Annotated in this window: 11 protein-coding genes; 1 reads left to right on the top strand and 10 read right to left on the bottom strand. The window is 63.5% G+C overall.

Translation table 11 applies throughout. From position 1 onward, the window contains the following. Positions 1 to 114: 114 nt before the first annotated feature. The 7 genes from ABS761_RS05800 to tssJ all read right to left on the bottom strand — a co-directional run bounded on the left by ABS761_RS05800 (position 115) and on the right by tssJ (position 9,506). Positions 115 to 603: an Hcp family type VI secretion system effector gene (locus tag ABS761_RS05800; protein ID WP_350407172.1), complete on the bottom strand. Its 489-nt coding sequence runs from the start codon at positions 601 to 603 to the stop codon at positions 115 to 117. Positions 604 to 677: 74 nt separating this feature from the next. Continuing rightward, on the bottom strand, positions 678 to 2,162 hold the full coding sequence (tssC, locus tag ABS761_RS05795) for a type VI secretion system contractile sheath large subunit (RefSeq protein WP_350407171.1): 1,485 nt from the start codon (positions 2,160 to 2,162) through the stop codon (positions 678 to 680). Positions 2,163 to 2,234: 72 nt separating this feature from the next. Continuing rightward, complete coding sequence (gene tssB / locus ABS761_RS05790; RefSeq protein WP_350407170.1) at positions 2,235 to 2,723, bottom strand: type VI secretion system contractile sheath small subunit; 489 nt, start codon at positions 2,721 to 2,723, stop codon at positions 2,235 to 2,237. A gap of 191 nt (positions 2,724 to 2,914) precedes the next feature. Continuing rightward, entirely contained in the window at positions 2,915 to 6,718 is a 3,804-nt protein-coding gene (locus ABS761_RS05785; RefSeq protein WP_350407169.1) for a type VI secretion protein IcmF/TssM N-terminal domain-containing protein, read from the bottom strand. Beyond that, complete coding sequence (locus ABS761_RS05780; RefSeq protein ID WP_350407168.1) at positions 6,715 to 7,392, bottom strand: DotU family type IV/VI secretion system protein; 678 nt, start codon at positions 7,390 to 7,392, stop codon at positions 6,715 to 6,717. The genes ABS761_RS05785 and ABS761_RS05780 overlap by 4 nt, the downstream gene beginning before the upstream one ends. Before the next feature lie 3 nt (positions 7,393 to 7,395). Then, positions 7,396 to 8,790, bottom strand: coding sequence for a type VI secretion system baseplate subunit TssK (tssK, locus tag ABS761_RS05775; RefSeq protein ID WP_350407167.1), 1,395 nt, complete (start codon positions 8,788 to 8,790; stop codon positions 7,396 to 7,398). Between the two features lie 8 nt (positions 8,791 to 8,798). Continuing rightward, positions 8,799 to 9,506: a type VI secretion system lipoprotein TssJ gene (tssJ, locus tag ABS761_RS05770; RefSeq protein WP_350407166.1), complete on the bottom strand. Its 708-nt coding sequence runs from the start codon at positions 9,504 to 9,506 to the stop codon at positions 8,799 to 8,801. Positions 9,507 to 9,687: 181 nt separating this feature from the next. Here tssJ and ABS761_RS05765 point away from each other — a divergent pair, with 181 nt between their 5' ends. Next, positions 9,688 to 10,407 (top strand): hypothetical protein, encoded by a 720-nt coding sequence (locus ABS761_RS05765; RefSeq protein ID WP_350407165.1) that lies wholly within the window; start codon positions 9,688 to 9,690, stop codon positions 10,405 to 10,407. Between the two features lie 86 nt (positions 10,408 to 10,493). Here ABS761_RS05765 and ABS761_RS05760 read toward each other — a convergent pair whose 3' ends face one another. The 3 genes from ABS761_RS05760 to ABS761_RS05750 are packed head-to-tail and all read right to left on the bottom strand — an operon-like array spanning position 10,494 to position 12,623. Continuing rightward, positions 10,494 to 10,889 (bottom strand): DUF4150 domain-containing protein, encoded by a 396-nt coding sequence (locus ABS761_RS05760; RefSeq protein WP_350407164.1) that lies wholly within the window; start codon positions 10,887 to 10,889, stop codon positions 10,494 to 10,496. A gap of 9 nt (positions 10,890 to 10,898) precedes the next feature. Beyond that, on the bottom strand, positions 10,899 to 11,558 hold the full coding sequence (locus ABS761_RS05755; protein WP_350407163.1) for a DUF3540 domain-containing protein: 660 nt from the start codon (positions 11,556 to 11,558) through the stop codon (positions 10,899 to 10,901). 15 nt (positions 11,559 to 11,573) lie between these two features. Then, positions 11,574 to 12,623 carry a pentapeptide repeat-containing protein gene (locus tag ABS761_RS05750; RefSeq protein WP_350407162.1) on the bottom strand — a complete coding sequence of 350 codons (1,050 nt, stop codon included), beginning with the start codon at positions 12,621 to 12,623 and terminating at the stop codon, positions 11,574 to 11,576.

Here is a 12,623-nt window from a genome sequence, read left to right as displayed (position 1 = left end):
CGCCTGGGGGAAAAAGTGTGGTGCTACTCACCACCCGCCGGGAAGCCAGGCGATGCGCCGGGGCGGGAGGCGGCCGGGCGTGGCGGTCGTGGACTGAACGCCACCCCTTGGGGCTTAGGATTTTGGCGCGTTCCAGGAATCCTGAGCCTCGATGCCATCAGGCGTGAAGGTCTCGATGATCGTTTCGTACGTGAACGAGACGGCCTCCATGTGACCCATGGACTTGTTGGCCGGGTCCAGGCACATGGGTACGAATTTGTGCATGGAAGTGATGATCGCGTTCTTGATTTCGACCGTGTAGTAGAGCTCTTCTTTCCCTTGTGGCGAGATGCGGTAGTACTCGAGCTTGGCGTCGGTGAGCTGCTCGCCCGAGGTCAGCGCCTGGAACAGTTTCGGCGAGGCCTTGTCGATCTCTTTGGTGATGGTTAGCGGTCCGTGGATGCGCTTGCCGGTGGGCAGACCGGTCTGGATCGATTTGGGGATCTCTATCGTGTGGTCGACAGCCTGGACCAGGATCGTGTCCTCGTGGCCTTGAATGGTGCAACTACCGTCGATTTTCCCTTGCGTCTGACCCGTGAGGGTTAAGTAGCCTGGCATTGGCATGATTGACCTCCTAGCCGCATTGCGCGGTGGTTATGTAATCCATGATTTATGGGCGTGGATGGGGCTGCGCGCTGCTATTTGCGATCGAGCTTGCCGACCAGCGACAGCGTGAATGAAGCTCCCATGTACTTGAAGTGCGGTCGCACGAGCATGGACACGCGGTACCAGCCGGGGTCGCCTTCGACGTCCTCGACGCTGATCTGGGCCGTGCGCAGCGGCCGACGGCTGCGGACTTCGGGCCCCGGGGCGTCCATATCGGCCACGTACTGGCGGATCCAGTTGTTGAGCTCGCCTTCGAGATCGGCGCGCTCCTTCCAGGTGCCGATGTTTTCGCGCTGCAGCACCTTGATGTAGTGGGCCAGGCGGCTGACCACGAAGATGTAGGGAAGCTGCGTGCCCAGTTTGTAATTGGTCTCGGCCTCTTTGCCTTCTTTGGTGTTGCCGAAGAATTTGGGCTTCTGGCAGGAGTTGGCCGAAAAGAAGGCCGCGTTGTCGCTGTTCTTGCGCATGGCCAAGCCAATGAAGCCCTGCTCGGCGAGTTCGAACTCGCGGCGCTCGGAGATCAGCACCTCGGTGGGGATCTTGGTCTGGATCTCGCCCATCGCCTCGTAGTTGTAGATCGGCAGGTCGCCCACCGTGCCGCCGCCTTGGGGGCCGATGATATTGGCGCACCAGCGGTAGTCGGCAAAGCTGGCGGTCAGGCGCGACGCGAAGGAAAAAGCCGCATTGCCCCACAGGAAGGCGTTGTTGCCGGCCGAGACGTCTTCCTCGTAGTTGAACTTCTTGGAGGGCGTGGTGTCGTTGCCGTAGGGCGTGCGCAGCAGGAAGTGCGGCAGCACCAGGCCGACGTTGCGCGCGTCCTCGCTTTCGCGAAAGCCGTTCCACTTGGTGTATTGCGGCATCTCGAAGATCGAGGACAAGTCCTTGAGGTCGGGCAGCTTGGAGAAGTCATCCAGGCCGAAGAACTGCGCGCCCGCGGCGGCGATGAAGGGCGCGTGCGCCATGGAGGCCACGCCGGCGCAGTACTGCAGGAGCTTGATGTCGGAGGAGCCGGGGCCGAACTCGTAGTTGGCGATGATGGCGCCGAAGGGCTGGCCGCCGAACTGGCCGAACTCGGCCGTGTAGCAATTCTTGTAGAGACCGGACTTGGTCACCTCGGGCGAGTCCTCGAAATCACTGAGCAGATCGTCCTTGTTGACGTTCATGATCTGGATTTTGATGTTCTCGCGGAAGTTCGTACGGTCGATCAGGAACTTCAGTGAACGCCACGAAGACTCGAGCCGCTGGAAATCCGGATTGTGCAGAATCTCGTCGACCTGACGGCAGAGTTTCTTGTCCAGCTCGGCGATCATGTCGTCGGCCAGCGAGGCCGTGATGCGGTCGGTGGCGCGGGTCGGATCGAGCAGGGAGGAAATGAAGGTCTGGATCCCCTGGCGGGTGATCGCGTAGGACTCGTCGCCCGGACGCACCCGGGTGGTCTCGAGGAGCTGGTCGATCAGGGAGCCGCTGGCGGCTTCGCCGCCGGTGGCTTCCTCTTGTTTTGCGGTTTCTTCGCTCATAGTGTTTCAACCCTGTGTGGCGTGTCTATTCTTGCGCGCCGTCCGTGGCAATTTCATGCCACGGGGCGCGCTTCATTTGTCCTCGATGTCGAGCTCTTTGAGGAGCTTTCCGCGGGCGCCCTCGTCCTGGACGAGTTCCTGGAGTTTCTTGCGGAAGTCGGGAATGTTGCCCAACGGGCCCTTGAGCGCTTTGAGCGCACCCCGCAGCTCGACAATGTTGCGCAGCTCGGGAACCTTTTCGACGATGTTGTCGGGCTGGAAATCGGCGAGGGAGTCGAATTTCAGGTTGACCGGGATGTTGTCGTCGGAGCCGGGCTCGAGGCGGTTGGGTACTGAGAGGTCCAGGGACAGATTCTGTGCCTTGAGGACGTCGTTGTAGTTGTCCTTGTCGACGCTGATGGGAGCGCGGTCTTCGACGCTGCGATCATCGGCGCGTTGCGTGAAGTCGCCCAGGATCAGCAGTTTGAGGGGCAGCTCGACCTCGGTCTGGGCATCGCCTGTGGCTGGTTTGTAAGTGATGTTGACGCGCTCTTTGGGGGCGACTGATCCTTCGGTTGCCATGGTGTTCTCCTGTGTCGTGGGCGGTTGTCCGGTTGAACCGCAAAGCGCGCGTGGCGGCGCGCGCTGACAGTTTCTGCAAAAGGAGGTATTAATGTTTTATTAATAAACTTTGCAACAGCGGAATGATTTTGTCTTATGGAGCAATATGTGTCAATGCGTGGAAAGGCAAGTCTCCCGTAAGTTTCGCGTTGTTACATGGAGTTGTTCTCAGGCGGCAGCTTGAGGATTTGACCCTTCATGATCAAGTCGGTGTTCTTCAGATGGTTCAATTGCTGCAGCACCTGGACATCGGTTCCGTATTGTCGTGATAGTGAATACAAAGTATCGCCTTCCTTGACTCGGTGCGTACGCTCGGGCAGTGGCGCGGGGGCCGGCGGCAGCGGCGGTGGCGGTGGCGCCGCGATGATTTTTTCGGCCCGCTGCCGGATGTACAGCGGCATGGGCGAGGCGGCCTGCTCCGGCGGCCCTTCAGTCCAGCATTGGCCGATCCGCTCGGGCACCTTGAAGGCCAGGCGCGCCGGCGTTGCGCTGATCGAGGGCGTCGAGGTGCCGGCCAGATAGTCGAGGTTGTCCGCGAGGCTCAGGAGTTGCCCTTGGCCCGAAAAATCATAGCGGACATGAATCGTGCGCACGTTCAGCGCCTCGAGCCGCTCGCGCGCCTGCGGGAAATCCTCAGGCGTGAAGATGCGTTCGCCATCCTTGAATTCAGCGACGAAGCGGGCCATGCCCATGGGGCCGGGATAGCGCTGGGTGAGCGTGAGTTCGTCGATGTAGATGCGCAGTGTCACGTCCCCGCACTGGTCGGGCGACCAGTCGAAGCTGTTGGTCACCGACATATTGAAGTTGTCCAGCGTGATCTCCTGTTGCGCGCACTGGATCGACAGGTTGACCGAATAGGGCTTGGCTTTGGCCCCGTCGTTGACGCCGATGGGCCGGGCCGTGATGAGGATGGTGGCCGACTTGCCCTTGGCCGATTCGGCGAGCTGGGACTTGACGACGGCCTCGACGCGGGTGTCGACCGAACGATTCAGGAACGGCAGGAAGGGGTCGGCAAAGGGGAACGTGTAGTCGCCCCGCTGGGCCGGTGTGAATTGAGTCGCCTTTTGCAGGATGAAGGGCTTGGCCGGGCCGTCGACGAAGGCCCAGACCGAGCCCTTGTCGCCGAAGAGTTGATCGTTGGTTTCCTGGGCGCTCACCGCCATCTGGGTCTTCCAGAGGACTTTTTCCTCCCATTCCTTTTGCAGGTGGCACGAGCCTTGCTCGAGCGCGTAGCGCGTCAGGATGCGCAGCGGGCCACCGATGAGTTTCCAGATCACCTGGTCGTCCGGCAGGTCGAATCCCGAGGCCTTGCGGAATGCGTTCAGGCTGTCCTGCGCGGTCTGCAGCGCCGACGTGGTGGCGTCGGGGCTGACGCCCAGATTGAAGTAGTCGGCCATGAGCTGATAAGACTGGCCGTTGCCTTCCATGGCCTTGGCCGCCGCCACATCGAACTGTTGTGCGTAGTCCGCAAAGGCCTGGACGCCCTGGATCGAGCGGCGGATGGTGGAGCTGGGCGTGGCCGAGGGATTGGGGAAGTCGGACGGGCGGACGATGCGCTCGCCCACGGTGTTGATCGTCTGGAGGATCGCCTTGGCCTTGCCGACCGAGGCGCCTTCGGCGGCGGCGCGCCGCAGAGCGGGGAATTCGCGGGCGAACAGCATCAGGCCGGGCAGGTCGCCATCGGGAATCTCGGCGAATTCGCTGCGCAAGCGGTCGAAGAATTCGTAGTATGGACTGGTGTCGGTATCGACCTTGGTGACCATGTCGCGCCAGGCCGGCTCGTTGGCCAGCAGCAGCTCGCCGTTGTCGAAGGACCAGGCGAAGCTTTGCCAGGAGTTGAATCGCTCGGTTCGATACCAGGCCTCGAAGGCGCCGCGCTTGAACTGGAACCCGGTCGAGTTGTTCAGGGCCTGCTCGAGTTCGTTTAGAAAGCCCCGGATGTGGCGCTGGCCGGCCAGCGTCAGCGCGGGCGCGATGGCGCCCGTATTCTGGCCTTGCGAGCCCGGGAGCCAGAAGGTGCGCAGCGTCACGGGTTTGAGCTCGCGCTGCTGGTTGGCCCACGCCAACAGCCAGGAAAAGTGTTCGGACTGCTCGACGGCCTGGGCGAGGGCGGCCCGGTCGGCGCGCAGACTTTGCAACAGGGCCGGGTCCTCCGGATCGCTCCAGGCCTTGTAGGCGGCGGACATGTGGGCCGGTGCCTGGATCAGGTGCGGGGGCAGCTCGAGGCCGAGCACCTCCGAGAGCTGCTCGGGGGCTTGCGGCATCCGCAGGAGCTGGTCGTAGGTCGCGCCATCGATGCGCGCCTGCGTCATGTTGACGTTGCGGGTCAGCGTGAGGACCGCCTCGGCGTATGAGGTCGAGCTGGGCGAGTCCTCGTCCGCGAGGACGGGCAAGATATCCTCGCGGCGGTTTTTTTGCAGTAGATCGCGAAAGCCCCTGACGTAGGCGGCCTTGATGTCGTCCTCGAGGTTTTCGAGATCCGGGCTGAAGGCCAGCCAGCGGGTCTGCCAGTTCTGCTCGTGATTCTGGATCAGCTCGATGAGTCTGAGCATGCTCTGCAGGGTCTGCAGGCGCTGCTCTGGCGGCTGGTCGTTGACCAGCGCCTGCATGGGGTAGGCGTCGCGGATGGCGATCAGGCTGCTGCGGGTCTGGTAGAAGGACAGCATCAGGAACAGCAGCGCGGCGGTGAAGGTGCAGATCCAGAAGACTGCCGCCAGGTTGCGCGTGGCCAGGCGCCAGCGGTCGATGATGACGGTGGGGCGGAAAGTCCAGCGGTCGGCCGGCAGCACGCGCTCAAAGAAATCATGCAGGAAGGCGCCTTTGTCGGCGCCCTGCGCCGCGCCGGATTCCTGGATCAGGCCGAGCATATTGGGCAGGGTTTCGCCGCCTTGGCGGGCGCTGCTCAGGAACAGCCCGCGCAGCAGGGGCTGTTCGAGGTAAGGATTGTTGCCCATGCAGGCGGCCAGGAATCGCTTCAGGCCGCCTCGCAAGCGGTCGATTTCCTCGGGCAGCAGCAGCAGGGGAGCACTGAGATCCACGCCCTTGACGCCCATGTCCAGGCGCAGTTGGCGCAGGCGGGTGGTGATCTGGTCGAAGGCCTGGTCAGTGAAGCGCGCCTCGGCGCCGTCGCCCTCCTCGAGGGCGCCGACGTAACCCATGGCCTGGGCCAGCGCCTCGGTCGGCAGAGTCTGCGTCCATTGCTCGAAGCCATAGATGCGATCGCACTTGGTGACCAGCAGGAAAATGGGAAAGCGCTTGTCGAACAGGCGGATGAGCTGATCGATGCGTTCGCGGATCACATGGCCGTATTGCTCGAGCTGGTCGTCGCCCCGGGCGATCTGGTCGGCGTCGACGGCGAGGACCAGCCCGTTCAGACCCTCTTTGAGGCGGTACTTGGCCAGCAGCTCGAGCATGCGCTCCCATTCAGCCTGGTCTTCCGGCGTGCCCTTGGGCGAGACATAGCGGCCCGCGGTGTCGATGATGACGGTCCGGTTGAAAAACCACCAGTCGCAATTGACGGTCTGCGCGATTGGCTCGAACTGGCTGCCAGTCTTGTTCAGCGAGCCCAGGCGCGAGCGGGTGATGGCCGAGGTCTTGCCCACGCCCGATTCGCCGATCACCATGTACCAGGGCAGGGCGTAGATGGGATTGCCGAAGCGGCGCAGGCTCGAGCGGCGCAGCGTGGCGATCGCGTTCTTCCATTTGTGCGTGAGGTCGGCCTGCGCGCTGGACTTCTCGACCTGCGCGCGCCCGGCCGCCTCAGAGGCGGCGAGTTTGACCCGCGAGCGTGAGACCAGCCACAGGCGCCGTGCGAGCTTGATGCCGAAGTACGCGCCGATCACGCCGAAGAAAATCGCCAGGCCTCCCCAAAGAGGCCAGAGCAGGTAGAGCGTGACCACCCAGCTGAATAGCGCCAGGGTGATGAGCTGCAGCAGCCGGACGAGAATCGTCTTCATAGATTGACGGCTTCGCGAAACTGTTGGACCGCGTGGGTCAGGTTGGCGTGCATCACGAGCCCGACGGCGAGCAGGATCAGCGGAGGCAGGACGATGAACAGGACGCGCCGCATGGAAAAGCGCCCGAACACGCCACGCGGCCGGGCCTGCGTCTTGCCGCCCTGGTTGTAGGCCTCGGGAAAGAGCTCATGGCCGGCACCGGCCAGCTTGGGGTCGTGCTGTTGCAGCAGGCGGTATTGCTCGATCCGGATATTGGCCAGGTCGGAGGCGTTGGGAGCGATGCTGTAGCGGCCCTCGAAGCCCAGGCACAGGCACAGCAGATAAACCTCGCGCAGGGCGTTGTCGCTGGCCTGGATGGCTTCGAGCCGCTCGAAGAACTCGCGGCCGGCGAGGCCGGTCTTGAAATAGCGCCGCTGCAGGAGGAAGTGCTGCCAGGCGTGGCCACTGTCCCAGGCGCCCGACCGTGCGATCTGCTCGTCGGCCCACGCAAGGACCGGGAACAGGGCCTCCTGGAAACGGGGCAGCTCGACGCCGTCCTTGAGCGCATCCATGCGTGCCTGGTTGACGAGAGTGTCGATTTCCTTGGACAGGCCCTCGGGCGTGCGCCCGCCGGACGCCTGTCCGAAGGCTTTGACGAAGGCCGTCACGGGAATGAAGTAGTCCAAAAGTTTCATCGCTCAGCCCTTGAGGATGATGACCTGAGCCCGCAGGTCGTCGGGCGCGCCCGGCCAGAACAGGCCCAGCTCGGCCGCCTGCTCGACCTGCTCCCAGGCGTCGCTCATCTGTTCGATGCGGAAGTAGCGGGCATTGGCGCGCTGCGGCATGCCTTGCGGCGGCGTCGAGACCTCGATCATGTCGATGCCCGGCAGGGCGTGGTCGATCATGGCGGGTAGGGCGTGGGGTGCGGCCAGGCGCGCGATCTTGAGGAATTCCTGGCCGCCGTCCTCGCCGATGGAGGCCGTCTGGATGACCAGGTAGAAGCGGTTGCGCGAGGTGAAGTAGTCGCGCGGGATGGGTGCCACAAGGTAGTTGTCGAGGGGCTCGAGGGTGACGCGGAATTCGGGCCCTACGGAGATTTCGCCCAGCAGTCGGTTGATCATGCGGCGGGCCGCGTGGAAGCAGGCATAGAGCTGCTGGTGATCATAGGGCGGCAGGCCCTCATCGCCCGGCCGGTCGCGGCGACGCCCCAGGGCGTCGTACTGTTCGGAAAAGGTGCTGATCTCGCCCACGCACTGGCGCAAGGCGCCGTAGACCTCCCAGGGATGGATCTGGCTGGTTTCGGTCAAGTGGGTCAGGGTCGGCACCAGCCGGTTGAGGGCCTGCAGCGATTGCATCAACATGATGAAGTCCGGGTCCAGGTCCTGGCGCAGCATGTCGCGCGGCGCTTTGTACTCGGCGAGCTGGCGCATGCGCCCGGACATGTCGTCGCGGATGTCGCGCACGAGATCCTGGAGGATGTGCGACCCCGACATTGCATAGCACGGGGGGACGTTGTCGGCGCTGAGCTTGATCGTGTCGTTGTCGCGGGTGAGGCGGCCTATCGGAATCAGGTCGTATTCGTCCAGGGACTCGAGTTCTGGGCCGAAGAATATGCGCACCACGTTCATGACGACGGGAATGTGCGCGCTCGGGCCCTCGCCGTAGAAATCGGGGGTGGGCTGTCCATTGGCCTCGGAGGCGAAACGCGTCTGGACCGATGCGGCATCGTCGAACGAGTCCACGACGGTGACGTTGGGCGAGACGATGGAGAATTTCTTCAGGCCCAGGTAGAGGTCCAGTGGCTGATCGCTGTCGGTCCAGATTTTGTCGAAGGAGCGGGGCGGAATGACGGCGTTGCCCGGGAACTCGACGTAGTGGTTCTGGCGGAAAATCAGGCGTGCGCCGCGGACCTCCACGGTGTGGGCCGACAGGGATTCGGGCGCGCATTCCAGCTCGCCCACGCCCCAGAAGTGCGGCGCGATGAGGTCGAACAGGGGCCTTTTCAGGAATTGCTGGTGCAGCTCCTGGCGTTGGAAATGCTGGGGTTGCAGAAACAGTCCCTGGTGCCAGTACGTAGCCGTCCGGAAGTCCATGGTGATCCTTATTTCCTGAGCTTTCTGGCGGCGCCGGCGGAGTCCTCGGCGTCGGTCAAGGTTTTATCGTTCAGTTCGATTTCGAGGGGCCCGGCCTCGAGCGGCACGGCCTCGATATTGGGTTTCTGGTCGGCATCGAAGGTCAGGCTCTGCGCATTGGCGATGCGCGTGCGGCCAAGTTGCACGCGCAGGGCCAGGTGAGCGGGCTCGGCCTTGTAGGTGGTGCTGACCAGTCCGCTGGTCTGGATGTTCAGGGGAATGCGAAAGAGTCGCGCCGATGCCGTGGCATCGAAGTCGTAGTATCCTGCGACGATACCAACGAACTTGGTGTTTTGTACACGGTCGATGTCGAGGATGGTGCGCTTGCCCGGGCTGACGACGTAGCGGTCGAGCTGAACGATGTCCTGGCCGGCGTCGCCTGTGGCGAGGATGGTTTTGAGTTTCCCGGAATCCCCGAGCAGCTTCATGAAGGTCTTGGGATCCTCGAGCTGGAACACCCCCATGACCAGCGTGTGCGGCTGGTTGAAATAGGCGTTCAGATTGTCGTCGGAGGCCAGTTCGATCTGTATGGCGCTGCGGGCGTAGTCCCAGCTCACCTCGGCCTTGGCTTCTTTTTGGGTATTGCCGCCCATCGCGGAGTTCATGCTCGAACAGCCCTGGACCAGGAGCAGGGCGCCGGCCAGGGCAGGTAACAACAGATGTCGTTTGTCAGGCATTCAGATGCGTGCTTGCAATGATGAGGGTATGAAAATAAACTGCCTCAATATTCGAGATGTGTCCCGACGTCTCGAGGGATTATAGCCCATGACCCCTCGTCGATCCGCTGGTTTTTTGTCTCACGCCCCCGGAAAATCATGTGTTTGCGTGCTTTATTCAATGTCTTTTCTAGCATTGGGCATGGGGTGGACGGCGAACGCCGCATGGGCGGCGACGGGGCCCTTGTTCGGGGCGCGGGCGTCTGGCGCGGACGGCAGCGTACCGGTCCTGTCGGTCACGCATGAAACAATCGCCAAAACAAAAAAAGAGGACGTGTGCTGGCAGACGATCGTCAGCGATCGCGAGCGGGCCCGCCAGCAGTACGACAGCCAGCCCTGGTTCGTAAAATACTGGAAGCCGATATTGGGCGGCGTGCTGGGTGGCCTCGTGGGCTACAAGTTCACCCGCAACTATGGCGAGGACAGCAAGAAATGGATCTACCCGACAGTGGCCGGCGGCATCGGCGTCGGCGCCATCGCGGGGCCGGGCATGGTGGCGGGCGCCTACGGCCTGGGTTCCCTGGCTTATTATTACTGGCCCGGCAAGCTGCCCCTGGTCGCGGCGATTTCGCTGGTTGGCGGGATCCTGGGCGATGGCCTGTTCGAGCTGCTGTTTCCGGACAGTCCACCCAAATCCCTGCTCGAACCCACGCAGCCCGGGCAGTTCCTGCCCAGCCAGCAGTTCTACCTCGAGACCACCTGCCTGCCCAGGATCCGTGTGCAATACACCGAGTCCCCGTTCCGGGTCACCTATGAATACGCGGGCGAGCGGCGCAGCGCCCTGGTCCGGCACTATCCCGGCGACCGGATCGCGCTGGACGCTTCGGGCCGCCCGGTCAACGAGCTCCGCCCGCAGCCCTAGAAAGCCGCCGCCGCACATCCCGCCTTCTGTCTGTGTGTCGTGGTGCGGGGGTGTCCCGGCGTGCGGCGCGGGACCTGCAGCGACGTTCAATTGCAGTTGACCTTGGCCTGGCTGGGCTGCAGCAGCGATCCGAAGGCGTTGCCCTTGTTAGACTTGGCGCTGTCGCCCTGGCGCACCACGGGCTTGCCCTCGAACTTGACCTTGAAGCTGGCCATGACGAACTCGCATTCGCCCATGATGGTGCCCGAGACGACGCCGCCCACCGAGCCCGGAGTATCGCCGTTGCTCAGCGGCAGCTTCGAGGACTTGGTCACGGCGGGCGCGCCATCGACCAGAACCTTGGTGGTGGGCGGATTGGCCAGCGTCGTCATGGCCGTGTTGGGGTAGGGAATCGGGACGGGCGGGCCTGGTGGCGCGGGGGTCTTGCAGACATCGGGGGTGCAGATGGCCTGACCGGATTTGATGGTGGCGACAAATGGCATGGTGTGCTCTCAACCCAGGTCGATTTTCTGGCCGTCGATCTTGACGAAGCCATCGGCGCGCGCGGTGATGTGGCCAGCCTCGAGCCGATGATCGTCGCGCACCCGGGTGCGGCTGCGTCCCGCACGGATTTCGTCCAGGCCCTCGACGGACCGGAAGCTTTCGAGGGTGCGCGACAGCAATCGCCCCACCTTGGACGACAGGGTCTTGGCTGCGTATTCGATCGAGACGGCGTTGGCCTCGAGGGTGTCGAACCAGCCTTGCCAGTGCTTGATGGTCGTGGCGGCGCTCACGGCGGCGACCTCGAGCCTGCCCGCGTCCAGCGTGACGCCCTCCCGGCCTTCGAACCGCAGGGATTTCGCCCGCAGCGCCACCTCGCCGTCCCGGGCGAGGATGGCGCCGCCTTCGGGCAGGACCAGGTCCGCGCGTTGCGGCCCCGGTCGCTCGAGGACGGCCAGGACGTGCCCAGGGCCACCCGCCGGATCCACGGCCAAGAGGACGAGATCGCCCGCCAGGGGTTCGATCAGGCAACTGAAGGCGCGCCGTGCGACATTGCATTCGGGATGATCGACCCAGAGGCGGTCGTCCTGCGTGTCCGTGATGCGGGTGTGGACCAGGCGCGCCTCGGTATCGGGCAGGGGGATTTTCAGGGGAGAGATCGTGGCGGCCATATCGGGCTCCGGGGCTTATTGGGGAGGCGCCCAGTTTTCAGCCTGGGCGCGCTCCGGGTTGGTGCGCTGGGTTTCGTTGAACGTGGTGCCGTCCCAGACGGTCTTGTCCTCGGATATCTCGTGCAGGTTGCAGATGCTCAGCGAACCATTGCGGAAACTGGCCCGGTCGAACGTGACGTGGGACAGGTCGCAGAGTTTGAGCGAGGCTCCGTCCCAGACACTGTCGTTCGCCTGCATGTGGACCAGCGGGCAAGTGGAGAATGTACTGTTGGTGCAGCGCGCTGCATTCAGGGTTGCGTTGGAGAAGTCGCACATCTCGAAAGTGGCGTCCGAGAGATCGGCGGCGCTCAGGTCGGCCATGGCGAAGCTCACGCTGTTGGCATTGACCCCCTTGAGGCTGGCGCCGCCCAGCTTGGATTTGGCGAACTGCGTGTCCTGCAGGGTGCAGTTCGAAAAATCCGCCCCCTGCAGGTCGGCCTCGACGAACAGGGTTAGTTCCAGTAGGCATCCAGGGAAGCGCTGGCCCGCCAGGTCGGCCTTCATCAGCATGGCGCTGCCCAGTTTGTTATCTCGGAAAATCGCCTTGCTGAGATCGGTCTCGAGCGCCATGAAGCGTTCCATGTTTGCACCCGACAAATCGGTGCTGTCGAGCTGGCAGCCGTTGACGCGCGCCAGGGACAGATCGGCGTTGCACAACACGGCCTGATTCATCGGGCACTGATCGAAGAGTGCAGCCGATAGGTCCGCACCGTTTGCGCTGGCGCCGTTGAAGCTGGTGCCGGTCAGGGTGGCGGTGGTCAGGCTGGCGCCATCCAGCCGGGCCTGATCCAGTATGCAGCCCGCCAGTGTGGCGCCCATGAGGTTGGCCTCGGCCAGGTTGGCGCCCGTGAAGTCGCACGCCTGGAAATCCGCTCCGGTGAAGTCTACGGTCCCCAGGTCGGCGTTGCGGAAGATCACCTGGCGGAAACGGATGCCCGTGAAGTCGGTGCCCGCCAGGGCGGCATCGCTGAGGTCGGCGCCCTCGAGGGTGCCATCGATGATTTGCGGGGTCGTGTGTTGTGACAT

Origin of the sequence: Castellaniella sp. GW247-6E4 (assembly GCF_040276065.1) — a bacterium.
Taxonomy (GTDB): domain Bacteria; phylum Pseudomonadota; class Gammaproteobacteria; order Burkholderiales; family Burkholderiaceae_B; genus Castellaniella.
The sequence above is the reverse complement of the archived record's forward strand: the minus strand, read 5'-3'. Positions and strand labels throughout refer to the sequence as shown.